The organism is Sphingomonas sp. 67-41 (genome assembly GCF_001899725.1).
GTDB lineage: Bacteria > Pseudomonadota > Alphaproteobacteria > Sphingomonadales > Sphingomonadaceae > Sphingomonas > Sphingomonas leidyi.
Genome location: NZ_MKWJ01000025.1, coordinates 223603 through 240290, shown reverse-complemented (window position 1 = coordinate 240290; position 16688 = coordinate 223603). Strand labels below are relative to the sequence as shown.

The window sequence follows — 16688 nt, the reverse complement described above, 5'->3', positions numbered from 1 at the left end:
TCTAGTTCGTTCCCCGCGCGGCCGAACCGCGCATCTTGTAGAGTCCCTCGGCGAGCACGCCGTGAATCTCGGCACCGCTCAGGTTCAACTTCTTCTTGCCCGCGCAAGCGTTGATCGCCGGCACGATCCGCTTGAAGGCCGCCGCCTCGGCAGGCGAGCGCCGCGCGCTGCGCACGAACGCGTCGCTGGCCGCCGGATCGCGCCCCGCCACGCAGGCGCCGAGCGCGCTGCTGCTGGCCGCGCCGTCCGTCACGGCATTGGCCGGCGCCGGCACGGCCGGGCTGGCGAGATAGAGCTGCTCGATCAGCGCCCAGCGCACGAAGCGCCCGCCGGCGCTGATCTCTTCCGCCCGCGCCCCGCAATTCGCTTCGGCGAACAGGCCCAGCACCTCTGCGGAAGGACGTTCGCCCGGAAAGCCGAGCGCGACCATCTTGCCCGCGTCGCGCGGTTCCTTCGCCACCGCACAGGCGGCCAGCGCATGCAGCCGCGCCTCGCCGGCAGTGCTGACGGCCCAGGCGGCATCCTCTTCAGGCCGATGGAGGCGCACATCGCCCTGGGCCGACATCTGGCCCATGTCGGCGCCCCAGGGCGTCTGGGCGTGCGCACTCGCGCCCGCAAAGACGCAAAGGGCTGCAGCCAGGGCGAGGCACTGCCTCATCGTGCGGCCATGCCCTTGCGATAGGCCCACAGGCCCTCGGCGACGCCGGCGCGGAGCTGCGCCTTGCTGAAGCCGATCTTGGCGCCGTTCGGCGTGCAGCGGCCGACCGCGGCTACCACTGCCGGGAATGCCGTCCGCTCCTCGGCCGAGCCCTCGGCCGCACGGACCAGCGCATCGGCCGCAACCGGATCGCGCGTCACGGCGCAGCTGGCGAGGTCGTACTGGACGAGGCTCGGATCGCCGCTGCCCTGGAAGGGCGCCGGCTCGCTGGTCAGCGGCGCCGGGGCAGCCGCATAGGTCTCGGTATAGAGCTGCCGGGCGATCGCGCCGCGAACGATCTCCTCGCTGCGATCGCGGCCGATCATCGCGCCGCAACTGGTCTTCTTGTCGGCCAGCTTCTTCGCAGCGTTCTTCGATTCCCCGCTGCCGATCTTCGCGTCGAGCAGCGCGGTGGCACCGGCGCGATCGGCATCGACCGCGCATTTGCCGAACACCGCCGGCCCTTCGCCGGCCGGCGTGCTGCGACGCGCGGCGACCACATCGTTGCCGAAACCACCCGGCGCGATGTCTTCCTGCGAACCGCGCGACTGCGCGGCGGCAGTGCCGGCACCGCAGACGAGCGCGGCCGAAGCCGCAAGCATCATCATGGCCTTGGTCATTCCGCTGCCTCCTGCATGCCGGCACCTGCCTGGCGTTCGTTGATCCGGCGCTCCAGCTCCGGACGGAAATGGCGGATAAGGCCCTGGATCGGCCACGCCGCGGCATCGCCGAGCGCGCAGATCGTGTGGCCCTCCACCTGCTTGGTGACCTGCTGGAGCGTGTCGATCTCGCTGATGTCGGCGTCGCCGGTGCGCAGCCGCTCCATCACGCGCCACATCCAGCCCGTGCCTTCGCGGCACGGCGTGCACTGGCCGCAGCTCTCATGCTTGTAGAAGTAGCTGAGCCGGCTGATCGCGCGGACGATGTCGGTCGACTTGTCCATCACGATCACGGCCGCGGTGCCCAGGCCCGAGCCGAGCGCGCGCAGGCCGTCAAAGTCCATCGGGCAATCCCTGATCTGCGCCGCCGGCACCAGCGGCACCGAGGAGCCGCCCGGGATGACGGCGAGGAGGTTGTCCCAGCCGCCGCGGATGCCGCCGCAATGCTTCTCGATCAGCTCGTGGAACGGGATCGACATGGCCTCCTCGACCACGCACGGCTTGTTCACATGACCCGAGATCTGGAAGAGCTTGGTGCCCTTGTTGTTCTCGTTGCCGAAGCTGGCGAACCATTCCGGGCCGCGCCGCAGGATCGTCGGCACGACCGCGATCGATTCGACGTTGTTCACCGTGGTCGGGCAGCCATAAAGGCCCGCGCCCGCCGGGAAGGGCGGCTTCAGGCGCGGCTGGCCCTTCTTGCCCTCTAGGCTCTCGAGCATCGCGGTCTCTTCGCCGCAGATATAGGCGCCGGCGCCGCGATGGACGAACACGTCGAAGTCATAGCCCGACTTGCACGCATTCTTGCCGAGCAGGCCGGCGTCATACGCTTCCTTCACGGCCGCGAAGAGCGTCTCGGCCTCGCGGATATATTCGCCGCGGATGTAGATGTACGCCGCGCGCGCGCGCATCGCGAAGCCGGCGATCAGCGCGCCTTCGATCAGCTTGTGCGGATCGTGGCGGATGATCTCGCGGTCCTTGCACGAGCCCGGCTCGGACTCGTCGGCGTTGATCACCAGGAAGTTCGGGCGATCCGGGCGCGGTTCCTTGGGCATGAAGCTCCACTTCATGCCGGTCGGGAAGCCCGCGCCGCCGCGGCCGCGCAGGCCCGACGCCTTGATCCTGTCGATGATGGCGTCCTGTCCGATCGCCATCAGATCCTTGGTCTTGTCCCAATCGCCGCGCTTCTGGGCAGCCGGCAGGTTCCACGGCTGGAAGCCGTAGACATTGGTGAAGATGCGGTCCTTATCCGCGAGCATTTATCGGCCCTTCCCCACCATGTTCTGAATGAAAATGTACGCGAGCACTGCGAGCCCGAGCACGATTGCGATGCCGACCAGCTTGAAGGCGATCTTCAGCGCCCAGCCGAGCACGACGATGCCGCCGATGATCGCGAGGATGACGAAGACGAGGTTCTTGGTCTCGGGCTTCATCACCATTCCCCCCGATAATCGTGGTTCCCGGTCTCCATCGCCGCCAGGTTGGTCGGCTCGCCGAGCGGCTCCACGGTGTGGCGGCCGGGCTCCTGCGTGCCCGTCTTGGGGCTCTCGCCCCGCGCCAGCGCGTCGAGGATCGCCAGCGTGCGATCGTAGTCGAGATCCTCGTAATTGTCGTCGTTGATCTGGACCATCGGCGCCGAGGAGCAATTGCCCATGCACTCGACCTCGGTGAGCGTGAACAGCCCGTCCTCGGTGGTATGGCCCTTCTTCATGCCGCGCGCCTTGCAGGCGGCCATCACGTCGTCCGAGCCGCGCAGCATGCACGGCGTCGTGCCGCAGACCTGCACGTGATAGCGGCCGACCGGCACCAGGTTGAACATGGTGTAGAAGGTCGCAACCTCGAAGATGCGGATATAGGGCACGCCGAGCTCGCGCGCGACGAACTCGATCGCCGGGATCGGCAGCCAGCCCTGGGTGTTGGTCTCCGCGCCCACCTGGCGCTGGGCCAGGTCGAGATAGGGGATGCTGCACGAGAGCTGCCGGCCCGCCGGATAGCGGCCCATGATTTCCTGTGCCTTGACGGCATTCTCCGGCGTCCACTGGAAATTGCTCCAGCGCGCGCGGACCTCCGCTTCATCGGGGAGTTGGGGTGCGTCAGCCATTCTTCTTCTCGTTCTCACAGGCGCTGCGACGGCGGCGGCTCGCGATGAAAATCGGGATCAGCGCCGCGTACACCGGGATCAGCGCCACGAAGGCGTTGTTGTTGTGATGCTCGCCATTGCCCGAGACCCGGAACATCAGCACCAGGACCAGGCCGGCGGCCATCGCCGTGAAGGCGATCGCGAGCAGCATGAGCGTGCGGCGGTTCATCGGATGAACTCCACCCGATCGACCAGGCCGTCCGCGAAGGAATAGACCGACATGACCTCGAAGGGCTCGCTCTCGGGCGAACGCGCGACCTTCTCGTGGAGCACCACGGTGTCGCCCAGCGCATAGCTGCCCAGGATATCGGCGCGGTTCAGCGGGAACTCGGCGAACATCGCCTTCAGCCCCGAGCGCACGCCTTCCCTGCCCTCGCGCAGCACCGCGCCGCGATAGCCCGCCTCGCAGGCCCCGTCGGTCATCAGCGCCACATAGGCATCGGCATCCTGCGCATTGTAGTGCGCGATCATCTCGTGCGCGATCGCGATGCGGTCAGCCATGACAGCCCTCCCGTTCACGCGAAGGCACGAAGCTCCAGACGGCGGCATAGACCAGCGCGCTGATCAGCGCCGTGACACAAAGCATCAGGACAAGGCCAAAGCCGTCCATCAGGCCGCCTTCACCACCCAGCATGAAGTAACCGATGAGGGTGAACATGATCCACACCGCATAGGAGACCATGATAGCCGGCAGCCGGTTCAGCCGCTGGTCCGCGCCGAGCCGACGCAGGCAGAGGAACGCCGTGGCGAAAATCGCCCCGCCCTGCGCCGCGAAAAAGGCCAGCATCAGAAAGAGGCCGATCGCGCCGCCCATCACCGGTCGCACTCCCCGAACACGATGTCGAGCGCGCCCAGGATGGCGGTGATGTCGGCGAGCATGTGGCCCTTCGACATGAAGTCCATCGCCTGGAGATGGCTGAAGGCGGTGGGGCGGATCTTGCAGCGATACGGTTTGTTGCTGCCGTCCGAGACCAGATAGACGCCGAACTCGCCCTTCGGGCTCTCCGTCGCGACATACACGTCGCCCGCGGGCACGTGATAGCCTTCGCTGAACAGCTTGAAGTGGTGGATCAGCGCTTCCATCGACTGCTTCATCTCGCCGCGGCGCGGCGGCGCGATCTTGCGGTCGAGGGTGAGCACCGGGCCCTCCGGCATCTGCTGGAGGCACTGCTTCATGATGCGCGCGGACTGATAGACTTCCTCGACGCGAACCATGAACCGGTCATAGCAGTCGCCGCGCGTGCCGACGGGGATGTCGAACTCGACCCGGTCGTACACGTCATAGGGCTGCGACTTGCGGATGTCCCAGGGGATGCCCGCGCCGCGGATCATCGGGCCGGAGAAGCCCCAGGCCACCGCGTCCTCGCGGCTCACCACCGCGATGTCGACATTGCGCTGCTTGAAGATGCGGTTCTCGGCGACCAGGCTGATCGCGTCGCCGAACAGGCGCGGCAGGCGCGTGTCGAGCCATTCCGCGATGTCGGTCAGCAGCTTGAGCGGCACGTCCTGGCGGACGCCGCCGACGCGGAACCAGTTCGAGTGCATGCGCGCGCCCGACGCGCGCTCCAGGAAGTTCAGGCAGTCTTCGCGGATCTCGAACATCCACAGGTTCGGCGTCATCGCGCCGACGTCCATCACGTGCGAGCCGAGGTTCAGCATGTGATTGCAGATGCGGGTCAGCTCGGCGAAGAACACGCGCAGATACTGGCCGCGCAGCGGAACCTCGAGGTCGAGCAGCTTCTCCACCGCCAGCACGAAGCTGTATTCCATGCCCAGCGGCGAGCAATAGTCGAGCCGGTCGAAATAGGGCAGCGCCTGGGTGTAGGTCTTGTACTCGATCAGCTTCTCGGTGCCGCGGTGGAGCAGGCCCACATGCGGATCGATGCGCTCGATGATCTCGCCGTCCAGCTCGGTCACCAGGCGCAGCACGCCGTGCGCCGCCGGGTGCTGCGGTCCGAAGTTGATCGTGTAGTTCGCGATCTCGGTGTCGCCCTTCTCCGGCTTGCCGCCGTCGATGACGCCTTCGATCTCGTCGAGATAGTCAGCCATTACGCTTCACCCTCCGGCGCCTTCTTCGCGCGCGGCTTGCGGGGTTTCTTGACCAGGTCCGGATCGGCGGGCGCCGGGCCGGCCTCGGGACCGGCCTTGCCGGCGCCGGTATCGGCGGTGCCGTCGCTGGCCTTGGGCTTGGTCACCTTCGCCTTGGCCGGCTTGGCGGCGGGCGCGGGCTTGCCCGTCTCGTCCGCGGTCAGCGGTGTCGGCGCGCCCTTGGCCTCGGGCTGCGGCTTGGGCGCAGGCGCCACAGGGGCAGCCGCCTTCTCGTCGCCCGGCAGCACGTATTTCGCGCCCTCCCAGGGGCTCATGAAGTCGAAATTGCGGAAATCCTGGGCCAGCGTCACCGGCTCATAGACCACGCGCTTCGCCTCTTCCGAGTAGCGCAGCTCGACATAGCCGGTCAGCGGGAAGTCCTTGCGCTGCGGATGGCCGACGAAACCATAGTCGGTCAGGATGCGGCGCAGATCGGTGTTGCCCGAAAAGAGCACGCCGTACATGTCGTACACTTCGCGCTCGAGCCAGCCCGCCACCGGCCAGATCCCCGTCACGGACGGAACCGGCTTCTCCTCGTCGGTGCTGGTCTTCACCTTGATGCGGTGGTTCCGCGTCAGGCTGAGCAGGCAATAGACCACTTCGAACCGCTCCTCGCGGTCCGGATAGTCGACGCCGGCGATCTCCATGAGCTGCTGATATTCCAGCCCCGGCGTGTCGCGCAGCAGCGTGAGCCCCTCGACCAGGCGGGCGCGGTCGAGGACCAGGTTCACTTCGCCCACGCTGTCCTCGGCGAACAGCAGGATGCCGCCGAGCGCCGCCCCGGCCGCCTCGATCACGCCTTCGTTCGAAGCGAAGCGCGGCGCAGCGGTCTTCACCGCGCTCATCGTTCGATCGTCCCGACGCGGCGGATCTTGCGCTGGAGCTGCATCACGCCATAGAGCAGCGCCTCGGCGGTCGGCGGGCAGCCCGGGACATAGATGTCCACCGGCACGATCCGGTCGCAGCCGCGCACGACGCTGTAGCTATAATGGTAATAGCCGCCGCCATTGGCGCAGCTGCCCATCGAGATGACGTATTTCGGCTCCGACATCTGGTCGTAGACGCGGCGGAGTGCCGGGGCCATCTTGTTGCACAGCGTGCCGGCCACGATCATCACGTCCGACTGGCGCGGCGACGCACGCGGCGCGGCGCCGAAGCGCTCCATGTCGTAGCGCGGCATGTTGACGTGGATCATCTCGACCGCGCAGCAGGCGAGACCGAAGGTCATCCACCACAGCGAGCCGGTGCGGGCCCATTGGAACAGTTCCTCGGTCGAGGTGACCAGGAAGCCCTTGTCGCCGATCTCGGCGTTGATGTCATTGAGGAAGCCGACGTCCGGGAGCGTTCCCGGCGGCGGCGCGCCGATCAGGCCGCTGCCCGGCAAAGGCGACGACGACGGGGTGAGTTCTACTCCCATTCGAGCGCTCCCTTCTTCCAGGCGTAGACGAGGCCGAGCGTGAGCTCGGCGATGAAGATCATCATCGAGATCCAGGCGGTCCAGCCCAGCGAGAAGACCGAGACGGCCCAGGGGTACAGGAACGCCGCTTCGAGATCGAAGATGATGAACAGGATGGCGACGAGGTAGAAGCGCACGTCGAACTGGCTGCGCGAATCCTCGAAGGCCGGGAAGCCGCACTCATACTCGCTGAGCTTGGCCTCGGTCGGCTTGTGCGAACCCGTCAGCCGGCTGACCAGCATGGGCAGGAACACGAAGGCGCTGGAAAGCGCGAGAGCGACCCCGAGGAACAACAGGATCGGCAGATATTGTGACAGGTCGACCAAGGGCCTTCTCTTCTCGCGGATGCGGAATCTGAGGGGGCTTCTAGGACTCACTTCCCCGGGACGCAACGCCTCGACGGGTGAGAATGACTCGCAAGAAGAACCGGTTGTGGATGCCTTGTCCCCGAAGCCTTCCGAAACGGCGCTCCGGGCGGCTCCGGCACCGCGCAAACCGCACCGCAGCGGCACAATCGCCGGTTGCCAGCCGGTGACTTATATGCACAATACACCAGCTATTGTGAAATATTGTGAACGGGGGTTTCTTCACATGATCGCACGGAATCTGCTGCTCGGAATCGGACTGGCCATGGCGGCCTGCCCGGCCATCGCCCAACCGGCCACGGCGACGAAACAGGCGGCGGCGCTCGACGAGCGCGAGATCGCGGGCTTCCCGCATGCGCGGCTCTATCGGATCGCCGGCGAGGCACGCCGCCCGGTGGTGGTGATCCTGCCCGGCGCCGAGGGTGGCGACGAAGCCGGCCGCCGCTTCGGCCCCACCCTCGCAAGGCTCGGCTATGCCGCGGTGAGCCTGCCCTACTATTCGCCCAACTGGGGCAAGTTCGCCCCGGCACCGGCGTTCCCGGACCTGCCGGGCAGCTTCATCGACATCCGCGTGGACCAGCTTGCCGATCTCCGCGCGGCGCTGGCCAAGTTCCCCGGCGTCGATGTCGAGCGATTCGGCCTGTTCGCCGGCTCGAAGGGGTCGGAGTTCGCCTTGATCGCGGCCAGCCATTATCCCTGGATCGACGCCGTGGTCGCCTACACGCCGTCCGACCTGGTGTGGGAAGGCTGGGGCCTGGAAATGCTGAAAGCGGAAGGCACGCGCTCTTCCTTCTCCTTCGGCGGGAAGCCGCTCGCCTTCATGCCCTATCGCGGGTTCGTTGCGGGGTTGCAGGCCGGGCCCGCCGCCGATCTGCGCGCCATCCACGAGAATGGCCGCGCCGATCACCCCGATCGCGAGGCCGCCGCCCGCATTCCGGTCGAGGAATATCGCGGCGCCCTGATGCTGATCACCGGCGATGCGGATCGCCTGTGGAATTCGGGCCGGATGGCGCGCAACATCGTCGCGGCGCGCAAGGCGAAGGGACTGGAGACCCAGGCGCTGATCTATCCGGATGCCGGGCACGACCTGGGCGGCGGATCGGCGGAACCGCGTGCAGACCCGCGCGGCGGCGGCACGCCGGAGGCAAACGCCAAGGCGCGCGCCGATGCCTGGCCCAGGATGGTGGCCTTTCTGGCCACGGCGCTCCGGCCCTAGACCGGAAATCCAGGCAAGCCCTTGAAACTGCCTCCGCCATCCCCGCCTTCGCGGGGTGACGGAGAAAATATCGACCCGCCGCTCAGCGCAGCGAGTTCGCCACCAGCTTGTGCAGCTTGGAATGCAGCACGTCGTTGGCCGCGAGATACTGGTTGCGCTCGCGCGACAGGTCCTGCCCGCGATAATCGGTCACGAAGCCGCCCGCCTCGCGGATCAGCAGCATGCCCGCCGCCACGTCCCAGGGCTTGAGGTTCGATTCCCAGAAACCGTCGAACCGCCCCGCGGCGACCCAGGCAAGGTCGAGCGCCGCCGAGCCCAGCCGGCGGATACCGGCTACTTCGGGCGCCACCGCGCCAAAGATGCGGCTCCATTCGGCAAAGTCGCCATGGCCGAGGAACGGAATGCCCGTCGCGATCAGCGCTTCGTCAAGATGACGGCGCGCCGAAACGCGCAGACGCTGATCCTGGAGCCAGGCGCCACGGCCCTTTTCCGACCAGAAGCTCTCGTCGGTCAGCGGCTGGTAGATATAGCCGTGCGTCACCTCGGGCTTGCCCTGGGCGCCGTGCGGATCCTCGACCGCGATCGAAATGCAGAAATGCGGGATGCCGTGCAGGAAGTTGCTGGTTCCGTCGAGCGGATCGATGATCCAGCGCGGCTTGTCCGGATCCCCGGCGATCTCGCCCCGTTCCTCGACCAGAAAGCCCCAGTCCGGCCGCGCCTTCTGGAGTTCCTCGATCAGCGTGTCTTCGGCGCGCTTGTCGGCGAGGCTGACGAAGTCCGCCGGGCCCTTGCGGCTGACCTGGAGGTGCTGGACTTCGTTGAAGTCGCGACGCAGGCGGGGCCCTGCCTTGCGGCAGGCGCGCTCCATGACGGTGATGAGGCCGGAATGGGAAACCAAGTCAATGCTCCAAAACCCCTCTCCCATCGGGAGAGGGCGGGGCCCATCGCGTCAGCGACGGGAGGATGCGGGTCGAGGGCAGTCCGATACCGCCCTCACCCAACCTTCTCCCAAGGGGAGAGGGCTTCAGTCCGCGCGGCGGACGTAGGTCTGCTCGTACACGTCGACGACGATACGCGTGCCCGAGGCGATGTGCGGCGGCACCATGATGCGCACGCCATTGTCCAGCACCGCCGGCTTGTACGACGACGACGCCGTCTGGCCCTTCACCACCGCATCCGCCTCGACGATCGTCGCTTCGATCGTGTCGGGCAGCTGCACGCTGATCGCCTCTTCGTCATAGAGTTCCATGATCACGTCCATGCCGTCCTGCAGGAAGGCGGCGGCATCGCCGAGCAGGTCGCGCGGCAGCGTGGTCTGGTCGTAGGTTTCCTTGTCCATGAACACCAGGCTGTCGCCCTCGGGGTACAGGAACTGGAAATCCTTGGTGTCGAGGCGCACCCGCTCCACCGTTTCCGCCGAGCGGAAGCGGACGTTGTTCTTGCGGCCGTCGCGCAGGTTCTTGAGCTCGACCTGCATGTACGCACCGCCCTTGCCGGGCTGCGTATGCTGGATCTTCACGGCACGCCAGATGCCGCCTTCATATTCGATGATGTTGCCGGGACGGATGTCCACGCCGCTGATCTTCATGGTCAAGACCTACTGGAACTGAGAAAGAGCTGAGCCGGCGCCTTTAGCCGCGCGCGAGGACTTGGGCAAGCCACCCCCGCCCTTCTCCGGCCGCGCCGGAGGAAGCCGGGGTCTCGTGCCGCATGCTGTCCGATCTGCCGCACGAGATCCCGGCTTCCGACGAGAGGACGGATCACGGCCCGGCATTCCGCAGCAGCGGATAGGGATTGACATTCTGTCCCTGCCACCAGCCCTCGCCCGGCCGCATGCGCTTGATCTCGAAGTGGAGATGGGGCGCGCCGCCCGCCGCACTGCCGCTATCGCCCACCGCCGCGATGCGCTCGCCCTGGCGCACCGGCTGCCTCTCCTCCACCAGCCAGCTGTCGAGATGCGCGTAGTAATGGATCGTCGCACCGTCCCGGGTGCGGATATAGAGGGTGTGCCCGCCGTTCACGCTGTCGAAGACCTTCTCGACCGTGCCCGATGCCGCGGCGAGTACCGGCGTACCCCGGGGGGCCATGATGTCGATCGCATGATGCGCGCGCGATCCGTTGCCGCGGCTCTGGCCCCAGCTGTCGCGGAGCTGGCTCGCGGTCACGCCTTCCACCGGAATGATCAGCTCGGTGGAATCGCCCGAGCCGGCAGGGGCCGCGTCCTGGGGCCCGGCAAGCTCCGGCAGGGCGATCGGCGCGGCGGGCTGCACCGTGACCCGCACCAGCGACAGGAACCCCATCGCCAGCAGCGCCAGCAATGCGCCCAGGCCCCAGCCGGCCCGCTTCGCCCAGAGCCGCATGGCTCCTATTCCCGGAACACCGCCCGGGTGCCCGGCCTGACCATCAGTGCGAGCCGCGCCGCATCCCAGTTGGTCAAGCGGATGCAGCCATGGCTCTCGGTGCGGCCGATCAGCTGCGGTTCGGGCGTGCCATGGATGCCGTAATGCTCCTTGGAAAGGTCCAGCCACACCACCCCCACCGGGCCGTTCGGTCCCGGCGGCAGCATCGCCGGGTCACTGCCCTTCTTCGCGTCCCAGAACAGCTTGGGGTTGTAATGGAATTTCGGATTGGTGTCCGCCCCGTTGATCTTCCAGGTGCCGATCGGCAGCGGATCGTGCGCGCTGCCCATGGTCGCGCTGAACTGGGCGACCAGGCGTTCCCGCCTGTCGTACACCTTGAGCACCTTCTCGCCCTTGTCGACCACGATGTGATCGGCCTCGGGCACCTTGGCCTCGACGTTGAGCATGGCGAGCGTCCGCCGCCATTCCGGCTTGATGTCCGCCGGATAGTCGCGCGAGGCCGGGAGCGCGTTGGGGAAGACGAACTCCGCACCCGGTGCGATCCTGGCGCCGCCCGGATTGAGCTCCACCAGCACCTCGGGCGTGGTGTGGAACATCTCGGCCAGCTTCTCGAGCGGGCGCGTATAGGCAAGCGAGGGCAGCTTCGCCTGTTCCTCGGGGTCCTTGGGAATCGGATTGACATACGGCCCCCGGAGCGTGTCGGCATCGAGCGTCAGCCGACGGACCGGGCGCAGCGAGGCATAGGGCGCAAGCGCGCGCAGCGTCGCCGGGTCGAGCTTGCCGGTGGCCGGCAGCCCGCGCGCGGCCTGGAACCCCTTCAGCGCGGCCGTGAGCGACTGGCCCTCGCGCCCGTCGAGAATGCCGGGCGAGAAGCCGAGATGATCGAGGATCACCTGGGCATGCAGGACCGAATGATCGAGCGGCGGCCTGCCGGAAGTTCCCGCCTGCCCCGCCGCGGCGGGACCGACGGAGGCACAGGCGAGACAAGCTGCTAGTCCGAGAAATTTCCGCACCGAAACAAGCTCCTGCAGATGACGTTCCGCAAGAACAACGGCTGGAACTCCGAGTGTTTCCGCCTTCCCGGCTCTTCCCCGGGGCGACGAATGGGGTCAGGCCAGCATCTCGGCGAACGCCTTCACCGCGGCTTCCTCGTCCCCGCCCCACACGGCATTGGACACCGCGAGGAAGTCCGCGCCCGCCTTGACCAGCGGCGCGGCGTTCTCTGGCGTGATGCCGCCGATCGCAACGCAGGGCAGCTCGAACAGCGCCGACCACCAGCTGAGGATCACCGGCTCGGGCCGATGCCGGGTCTCCTTGGTGGCGGTGGGGTAGAAGGCGCCGAACGCGACATAATCCGCCCCCGCCTCACCCGCTTCCATCGCCAGGTGGCGGCTGTCGTGACACGTCACCCCGATCTGCACCTGCGGGCCGAGCACCGAGCGCGCCTCGCGCGGATCGCCGTCCTCCTGGCCCAGATGCACGCCGTCGGCGCCCAGCCGCTTGGCCAGGCTCACGCTGTCGTTGACGATGAAGGCGACATCGGCATCGGCGCAGATCTTCCGGAGAGGCTCGGCAAGGCGGGCGGCCTCGTGCTGGTCGACGCCCTTCACTCGAAACTGGAACGCCGCCACGGCGCCAGCACCGAGCGCGCGCTTCAATCGCTCCGGAAAGGAGCCCCCCACCTCGAGCGGCGAGATCAGGTAGAGCTGGCAGGGCGGGCGGCGCACGTCCTGTTGGAACTGCGCGGCGAAATTCGGGTCGAGCGGCGGCAGGCCGTCTTCATCCAGGTCGATCATCGCTGGAGCCTTAGCCCAGCTTTCAGCGCTTCACCACTGCCAGCAGGAAGCCGTCCCAGCCCTTGTCGCCCACCGTCTGGATCGCGGTGGCGTCGAGGCGGGGCTCGGATGCGACCGCGTCGAACAGCGCCCGGGTGCCGATCACGCTGCGATCGGTGCTGTCCGCGTCGAGCACCCCGCCGCCCCGGACCACATTGTCGACCACGATCACGCTGCCCGGCCGGGCGAGCTTCAGCGCGGCGTCCAGATAGGCGACGTTGCCCGGCTTGTCGGCATCGATGAACACGAGGTCGAACGGCCCCTCGCCCGCCGCAATCATCGCCGCGAGCGTTTCCACCGCCGGCCCGACCCGCACCTCGCAGCGATCGCCGAGCCCGGCCCGGGCCAGATTGGCCCGCGCCACTTCGGCATGATGCGGATCGAGCTCGAGCGTCACCAGCTGCCCGTCCTCGGGCAGGGCGCGGGCAAGGCAGATCGTCGAATAGCCGCCCAGCGTCCCCACTTCGAGGATGCGGCGCGCGCCGGTCATCCGTGCGAACAATTCGAGCATCCGGCCCTGCGCCGCCGATACGTCGATCGCCGGCAGCCCGCCCTCGGCATTGGCGGCAAGCGCGGCGTCGAGCACCGGGTCCGCGCCGATCAGCTTGCCGGCGATATAGCCATCCACTGCGGTCCAATCCTGGGTCATGCCTCGCTCCCTCGTCTCGATTGCGCCCGCCGCTAGCCCGCTATCCGCACGCCGCCCACGGGCCGCGTCTCGACATGGGTTCGAACACCGCGATCAGCGGCCGGCCTAGCGCAGCGCGACCGGCCTTCCCCGTGCCGGCGCGGGCCCGCCCAACATCGCCATGGCGAGCCCGGCCGGCACGGGTCGGCGATCGATCATTCCTCGTTCTTGTAGATGCGCACCAGCTTGTCGAGCATCGCCAGCGCCTCGTCGCGGGGGCGCTGGAAGGTGTTGCGGCCGATGATCGAGCCGTTGCCGCCGCCGTCGCGAATGTCGCGCGCGTCCTGGTAGACCGCGTCGGCGCCCTTGGCCGCGCCGCCCGAGAAGACGACGATGCGGCGGCCGGCGAAGCAGCTCTGCGCCACATGCTTCACACGGTCCGACTGCGCCGACCAATCGGTGCCCTCATAGACCTTCTGCGCTTCCTTCTGCTCGATATGCGCGCTCGGCAGCTTCACCTTGATGATGTGCGCGCCGAGCAGCGCCGCCATGTGCGCGGCATAGGCGCCGACATCGAGCGCCAGCTCGCCGTCCTTCGAGAGCTTGCCGCCGCGCGGGTAGGACCAGATCACCGTGGCGATACCGACCGAGGCAGCCTCCGCCCGCAGCTCCTTGATCTCCTCCATCATGCCGAAGACGTCGTCGGCGCCCGGATAGATGGTGAAGCCGATCGCCGAGCAGCCGAGCCGCAGCGCATCGTCGACGCCGCCGGTGACGGCCTGGTCGATCGCGGTCGCCCAGCTGTTCGAGCTGTTGACCTTGAGGATGGTCGGGATCTGGCCGGCGAAGCTGTCCGCACCGGCCTCGATCATGCCGAGCGGCGCGGCATAGGCGCTGAGGCCCGCGTCGATCGCCAGCTGATAATGGTAGTGCGGATCATAGGCCGCGGGGTTCACCGCGAAGCTGCGCGCCGGGCCATGCTCGAAGCCCTGGTCCACCGGCAGGATGATCAGCTTGCCGGTGCCGCCCAGCTTCCCCTGCATCAGGATGCGGGCGAGATTGGCCTTCACGCCGGGATTGTCGGACTCGTAATTGGCGAGGATGGCTTTGACAGCGGGCGTGATCGACATGGATTTTCCCTTGTTCGTGTAGTGCTGAACGAGCCCCTATCGCCCGGTTTCGCAAGCGAAAAGCCTGACAACGCTGCCACGCACGGGCTTTTCCAGCAAGGCTACGAACGGGCCCCTGGGCCATGCTTGACGCCTCCTCCTGCCCGCGACAGCATGAAGCCGGGCAACAGGGGACGAAACATGGGGATCTCTTCGCTTTCCAGGCGGCTGGCGCTCGCCGCGCTGCCGCTGGCACTGCTCGGTGCCGCACCGGCCCCGCAGCCGATGTTCGCGACAGTCAAGGAGGGTCAGCCGGCACCGCCATTCACCTTGCGGCTGATCAATGGCGGCAAGATCTCGTTCGACGAACTGCGCGGCAATGTGGTCGTGCTCAATTTCTGGGCGACTTGGTGCGTCCCCTGCCGCACGGAACTGCCGACGCTCGATCGCTATTACGAGCTGCGCAAGGACGCCGGCCTCCGCGTCTATGCGGTCACGACCGAGGATTCGCTCAAGCCCTATCAGCTCAAGAAGCTGTTCGACGTGATGCACATCGAGCCGGTCCGCTCGATCAAGGGCCCCTATGACGTGCTCGGAGGCGCGGTGCCCACCAATATCGTGATCGATCGCAACGGCGTGGTCCGCTATGCCAAGGCCGGTGCCTTCACGCTGGAGAGCCTCAACACCTTGCTGGTGCCGCTGCTCAACGAGAAGGCGAAATAGCGCCGCTCAGCGCATCGTCACCAGGCTCGGTACTTGCCGGGCATAATAGCCGTTCTGGTGCTATCCCTTCGGAAGTCCCGTAAAATACATGGAATAGGGGCACCGGCAGGCGCCCTTTCCCGTTCAGTCGCGCGTACGATGCAGCGCGGCGACGCCCGGCAGCTCCTTGCCTTCCATCCATTCGAGGAAAGCGCCGCCCGCCGTGGACACGAAGGTGAAGTCGCTCGCCACGCCGGCCTGGTTGAGCGCTGCCACCGTGTCGCCGCCGCCGGCGACCGAGACGAGCTGGCCTTCCTTGGTGAGCGCCGCCGCGGTCTTGGCGAGGCTGATGGTCGCCGCGTCGAACGGCGGCGTCTCGAAGGCGCCGAGCGGGCCGTTCCACACCAGGGTGCGGCAGGTCTTGAGCACGTCCGCCAGCGCCTCGGTCGCCGCCGGGCCGATGTCAAGGATCATCTCGTCGGCCGCGACTTCATGGACGTTGACGGTGCGCAGGCTCGGCGGGTTGGCCGCGAATTCCTTCGCCACCACCACGTCATAGGGCAGATGCACGGTGCAGTTCGCGCGATCGGCCGCGTCGAGGATCTCCTCGGCGGTGCCGGTCAGGTCGTGCTCGCACAGGCTCTTGCCCACATCGACGCCGCGCGCGGCGAGGAAGGTGTTGGCCATGCCGCCGCCGATGATCAGGTGATCGACCTTGTCGACCAGGTGCTTGAGCACGTCGAGCTTGGTCGAGACCTTGGCGCCACCGACCACCGCCGCCACCGGATGCTCGGGATTGCCCAGCGCCTTGTCGAGCGCGTCGAGCTCGGCTTCCATCTGGCGGCCGGCGAATGCGGGCAGCTTGTGCGCCAGCCCCTCGGTCGAGGCATGGGCGCGGTGCGCCGCCGAGAAGGCGTCGTTGACATAGAGGTCGCCCAGCGCGGCGAGCGCCTCGACGATCTCGGGCGCGTTCTTCTCTTCGCCGGCGTCGAAGCGGGTATTTTCCAGCAGGGCGATGTCGCCCTCGCCCATCGCGTCGATCGCCTCCGCCGCGCCGTCGGTGTCGATGAAGCGCACTTCGCGGCCGAGGACATGGCTGAACGGCCGGGTGACGAGCGACAGGCTCATCTCCGGGTTACGCTGGCCCTTGGGGCGCCCGAAATGCGCGAGGACCACGACCTTGGCGCCCTTGTCCGCCAGCTCGGCGACGGTCTGCACCGCGGCGCGCAGCCGGGTGTCGTCGGTCACCTGGCCATCGGCCATCGGCACGTTCAGGTCCTCGCGGACCAGCACGCGCTTGCCGGCGATGTCGCCGCCCATGACTTCGGAGATGTCGTCGAGCGTCTTGAAGGGGCGGGTCATATCGTCCTCACAAATCGAGCGCTCGCCCCAACTCCGTCATCCCGGCGAAAGCCGGGACCTCAGGAGATGGAGCG

Annotated in this window: 22 protein-coding genes; 2 read left to right on the top strand and 20 right to left on the bottom strand. The window is 67.5% G+C overall.

The genetic code is table 11. From position 1 onward, the window contains the following. Position 1: 1 nt before the first annotated feature. From BGP17_RS19365 to BGP17_RS19310, 12 genes are all read right to left on the bottom strand, one after another. Positions 2-574, bottom strand: coding sequence for a hypothetical protein (locus tag BGP17_RS19365; protein WP_286713237.1), 573 nt, complete (start codon positions 572-574; stop codon positions 2-4). 80 nt (positions 575-654) lie between these two features. Continuing rightward, a complete protein-coding gene (locus BGP17_RS19360) occupies positions 655-1317 on the bottom strand; it encodes a hypothetical protein (RefSeq protein WP_286713236.1) in 663 nt (220 codons plus the stop codon). Continuing rightward, the gene (nuoF, locus tag BGP17_RS19355) at positions 1314-2612 is read right to left on the bottom strand and encodes an NADH-quinone oxidoreductase subunit NuoF (protein ID WP_167298868.1); all 1299 of its coding nucleotides are present in this window, start codon (positions 2610-2612) and stop codon (positions 1314-1316) included. The genes BGP17_RS19360 and nuoF overlap by 4 nt, the downstream gene beginning before the upstream one ends. Then, positions 2613-2786 (bottom strand): hypothetical protein, encoded by a 174-nt coding sequence (locus BGP17_RS19350; RefSeq protein WP_167298867.1) that lies wholly within the window; start codon positions 2784-2786, stop codon positions 2613-2615. Continuing rightward, positions 2786-3454 carry a complex I 24 kDa subunit family protein gene (locus BGP17_RS19345; protein WP_286713234.1) on the bottom strand — a complete coding sequence of 223 codons (669 nt, stop codon included), beginning with the start codon at positions 3452-3454 and terminating at the stop codon, positions 2786-2788. The genes BGP17_RS19350 and BGP17_RS19345 overlap by 1 nt, the downstream gene beginning before the upstream one ends. Next, positions 3447-3662, bottom strand: a complete 216-nt coding sequence (locus tag BGP17_RS19340) for a hypothetical protein (protein ID WP_286713232.1) — start codon at positions 3660-3662, stop codon at positions 3447-3449. The genes BGP17_RS19345 and BGP17_RS19340 overlap by 8 nt, the downstream gene beginning before the upstream one ends. Next, positions 3659-3994 (bottom strand): nuclear transport factor 2 family protein, encoded by a 336-nt coding sequence (locus tag BGP17_RS19335; protein ID WP_286713231.1) that lies wholly within the window; start codon positions 3992-3994, stop codon positions 3659-3661. Before BGP17_RS19335 ends, BGP17_RS19340 begins: the two co-directional genes overlap by 4 nt. After that, on the bottom strand, positions 3987-4307 hold the full coding sequence (locus BGP17_RS19330; protein WP_286713229.1) for a hypothetical protein: 321 nt from the start codon (positions 4305-4307) through the stop codon (positions 3987-3989). Before BGP17_RS19330 ends, BGP17_RS19335 begins: the two co-directional genes overlap by 8 nt. Beyond that, positions 4307-5542 (bottom strand): NADH-quinone oxidoreductase subunit D, encoded by a 1236-nt coding sequence (locus tag BGP17_RS19325; RefSeq protein ID WP_167298863.1) that lies wholly within the window; start codon positions 5540-5542, stop codon positions 4307-4309. The genes BGP17_RS19330 and BGP17_RS19325 overlap by 1 nt, the downstream gene beginning before the upstream one ends. Then, on the bottom strand, positions 5542-6417 hold the full coding sequence (locus BGP17_RS19320) for an NADH-quinone oxidoreductase subunit C (RefSeq protein WP_286713315.1): 876 nt from the start codon (positions 6415-6417) through the stop codon (positions 5542-5544). Before BGP17_RS19320 ends, BGP17_RS19325 begins: the two co-directional genes overlap by 1 nt. 5 nt (positions 6418-6422) lie before the next feature. Next, complete coding sequence (locus BGP17_RS19315) at positions 6423-6998, bottom strand: NuoB/complex I 20 kDa subunit family protein (RefSeq protein WP_286713227.1); 576 nt, start codon at positions 6996-6998, stop codon at positions 6423-6425. Continuing rightward, positions 6989-7363 (bottom strand): NADH-quinone oxidoreductase subunit A, encoded by a 375-nt coding sequence (locus tag BGP17_RS19310; RefSeq protein WP_086129639.1) that lies wholly within the window; start codon positions 7361-7363, stop codon positions 6989-6991. The genes BGP17_RS19315 and BGP17_RS19310 overlap by 10 nt, the downstream gene beginning before the upstream one ends. A gap of 265 nt (positions 7364-7628) precedes the next feature. On the opposite strand from BGP17_RS19310, the gene BGP17_RS19305 reads away from it, so the two are divergent. Continuing rightward, positions 7629-8618 carry an acyl-CoA thioester hydrolase/BAAT C-terminal domain-containing protein gene (locus BGP17_RS19305; protein WP_286713225.1) on the top strand — a complete coding sequence of 330 codons (990 nt, stop codon included), beginning with the start codon at positions 7629-7631 and terminating at the stop codon, positions 8616-8618. A gap of 82 nt (positions 8619-8700) precedes the next feature. On the opposite strand, the gene BGP17_RS19300 is transcribed toward BGP17_RS19305, so the two are convergent. The 7 genes from BGP17_RS19300 to BGP17_RS19270 all read right to left on the bottom strand — a co-directional run bounded on the left by BGP17_RS19300 (position 8701) and on the right by BGP17_RS19270 (position 14571). Beyond that, the gene (locus BGP17_RS19300) at positions 8701-9516 is read right to left on the bottom strand and encodes an inositol monophosphatase family protein (RefSeq protein WP_167298861.1); all 816 of its coding nucleotides are present in this window, start codon (positions 9514-9516) and stop codon (positions 8701-8703) included. Between the two features lie 126 nt (positions 9517-9642). Then, entirely contained in the window at positions 9643-10206 is a 564-nt protein-coding gene (gene efp / locus BGP17_RS19295; protein ID WP_086129635.1) for an elongation factor P, read from the bottom strand. A gap of 172 nt (positions 10207-10378) precedes the next feature. Beyond that, complete coding sequence (locus BGP17_RS19290) at positions 10379-10978, bottom strand: M23 family metallopeptidase (protein WP_286713224.1); 600 nt, start codon at positions 10976-10978, stop codon at positions 10379-10381. 5 nt (positions 10979-10983) lie between these two features. Continuing rightward, entirely contained in the window at positions 10984-11991 is a 1008-nt protein-coding gene (locus BGP17_RS19285; RefSeq protein WP_380926227.1) for a L,D-transpeptidase family protein, read from the bottom strand. Positions 11992-12087: 96 nt separating this feature from the next. Continuing rightward, on the bottom strand, positions 12088-12774 hold the full coding sequence (gene thiE, locus BGP17_RS19280; protein ID WP_286713222.1) for a thiamine phosphate synthase: 687 nt from the start codon (positions 12772-12774) through the stop codon (positions 12088-12090). Positions 12775-12796: 22 nt separating this feature from the next. After that, positions 12797-13462, bottom strand: coding sequence for an O-methyltransferase (locus tag BGP17_RS19275; RefSeq protein WP_286713221.1), 666 nt, complete (start codon positions 13460-13462; stop codon positions 12797-12799). 194 nt (positions 13463-13656) lie between these two features. Further along, the gene (locus tag BGP17_RS19270) at positions 13657-14571 is read right to left on the bottom strand and encodes a class I fructose-bisphosphate aldolase (RefSeq protein WP_167298856.1); all 915 of its coding nucleotides are present in this window, start codon (positions 14569-14571) and stop codon (positions 13657-13659) included. Positions 14572-14751: 180 nt separating this feature from the next. Between BGP17_RS19270 and BGP17_RS19265 the strand changes: the two genes are divergently transcribed. After that, the gene (locus tag BGP17_RS19265) at positions 14752-15273 is read left to right on the top strand and encodes a TlpA family protein disulfide reductase (RefSeq protein ID WP_286713219.1); all 522 of its coding nucleotides are present in this window, start codon (positions 14752-14754) and stop codon (positions 15271-15273) included. Positions 15274-15396: 123 nt separating this feature from the next. On the opposite strand, the gene BGP17_RS19260 is transcribed toward BGP17_RS19265, so the two are convergent. After that, entirely contained in the window at positions 15397-16614 is a 1218-nt protein-coding gene (locus tag BGP17_RS19260) for a phosphoglycerate kinase (RefSeq protein ID WP_286713217.1), read from the bottom strand. Between the last annotated feature and the right edge of the window lie 74 nt (positions 16615-16688).

What these genes read in the sequence shown, in the direction of transcription:
- BGP17_RS19365 (WP_286713237.1), bottom strand. Translation starts at nt 574, where the DNA reads ATGGGCCAGATGTCGGCCCAGGGCGATGTGCGCCTCCATCGGCCTGAA.
- BGP17_RS19265 (WP_286713219.1), top strand. Translation starts at nt 14,752, where the DNA reads ATGGGGATCTCTTCGCTTTCCAGGCGGCTGGCGCTCGCCGCGCTGCCG.
- BGP17_RS19325 (WP_167298863.1), bottom strand. Translation starts at nt 5,542, where the DNA reads ATGGCTGACTATCTCGACGAGATCGAAGGCGTCATCGACGGCGGCAAG.
- thiE (WP_286713222.1), bottom strand. Translation starts at nt 12,774, where the DNA reads ATGATCGACCTGGATGAAGACGGCCTGCCGCCGCTCGACCCGAATTTC.
- efp (WP_086129635.1), bottom strand. Translation starts at nt 10,206, where the DNA reads ATGAAGATCAGCGGCGTGGACATCCGTCCCGGCAACATCATCGAATAT.
- BGP17_RS19345 (WP_286713234.1), bottom strand. Translation starts at nt 3,454, where the DNA reads ATGGCTGACGCACCCCAACTCCCCGATGAAGCGGAGGTCCGCGCGCGC.
- BGP17_RS19305 (WP_286713225.1), top strand. Translation starts at nt 7,629, where the DNA reads ATGATCGCACGGAATCTGCTGCTCGGAATCGGACTGGCCATGGCGGCC.
- BGP17_RS19290 (WP_286713224.1), bottom strand. Translation starts at nt 10,978, where the DNA reads ATGCGGCTCTGGGCGAAGCGGGCCGGCTGGGGCCTGGGCGCATTGCTG.
- BGP17_RS19275 (WP_286713221.1), bottom strand. Translation starts at nt 13,462, where the DNA reads ATGACCCAGGATTGGACCGCAGTGGATGGCTATATCGCCGGCAAGCTG.
- BGP17_RS19315 (WP_286713227.1), bottom strand. Translation starts at nt 6,998, where the DNA reads ATGGGAGTAGAACTCACCCCGTCGTCGTCGCCTTTGCCGGGCAGCGGC.
- BGP17_RS19260 (WP_286713217.1), bottom strand. Translation starts at nt 16,614, where the DNA reads ATGACCCGCCCCTTCAAGACGCTCGACGACATCTCCGAAGTCATGGGC.
- BGP17_RS19330 (WP_286713229.1), bottom strand. Translation starts at nt 4,307, where the DNA reads ATGGGCGGCGCGATCGGCCTCTTTCTGATGCTGGCCTTTTTCGCGGCG.
- nuoF (WP_167298868.1), bottom strand. Translation starts at nt 2,612, where the DNA reads ATGCTCGCGGATAAGGACCGCATCTTCACCAATGTCTACGGCTTCCAG.
- BGP17_RS19350 (WP_167298867.1), bottom strand. Translation starts at nt 2,786, where the DNA reads ATGAAGCCCGAGACCAAGAACCTCGTCTTCGTCATCCTCGCGATCATC.
- BGP17_RS19335 (WP_286713231.1), bottom strand. Translation starts at nt 3,994, where the DNA reads ATGGCTGACCGCATCGCGATCGCGCACGAGATGATCGCGCACTACAAT.
- BGP17_RS19270 (WP_167298856.1), bottom strand. Translation starts at nt 14,571, where the DNA reads ATGTCGATCACGCCCGCTGTCAAAGCCATCCTCGCCAATTACGAGTCC.
- BGP17_RS19340 (WP_286713232.1), bottom strand. Translation starts at nt 3,662, where the DNA reads ATGAACCGCCGCACGCTCATGCTGCTCGCGATCGCCTTCACGGCGATG.
- BGP17_RS19360 (WP_286713236.1), bottom strand. Translation starts at nt 1,317, where the DNA reads ATGACCAAGGCCATGATGATGCTTGCGGCTTCGGCCGCGCTCGTCTGC.